Annotated in this window: 1 protein-coding gene; it reads left to right on the top strand. The window is 30.9% G+C overall.

Annotation, left to right across the window (positions count from 1 at the left end; genetic code table 11):
* A partial coding sequence (locus S1OALGB6SA_RS08080; RefSeq protein ID WP_148084055.1) for a GtrA family protein occupies nucleotides 1-376 on the top strand: 376 nt, incomplete at its 5' end.
* Nucleotides 377-385: the final 9 nt, after the last annotated feature.

Here is a 385-nt window from a genome sequence, read left to right as displayed (position 1 = left end):
AACTAGTGTGGAATTCTACAAATTTATTGCTGTTGGAATTTGGTCTACAATTATAAATTATGGTGTATTCTACATCTTACTTGAATTTTTAAATGTGAACTACCTTATAGCTTCTGCCGCAGGTTTTATTTCAGGTGTATATGCTGGTTATGGCTTCAATAGGAAATGGACCTTCAAAGCTAAACAAGAAAAAAAGTATACAGGGATTATAAAATACTATGCTGTTTATATAGTGTCTTTAATATTGAGTTTGTTGTTTCTGAAAGTTGTGGTTGTTATAGTTGGAATTGATCCAAAAATAGCTAATATACTGGCTATAGGGCTAACAACATGTACCAATTTCGTGGGAATAAAGAAGTTTGTATTTAAACGATGATTTCTATAG

Source organism: Olavius algarvensis spirochete endosymbiont (assembly GCA_900608495.1).
Lineage (GTDB): Bacteria > Spirochaetota > Spirochaetia > DSM-2461 > DSM-2461 > UBA2779.
Note: the sequence above shows the minus strand (reverse complement) of the source record. Positions and strands in the feature narration are given on the sequence as shown.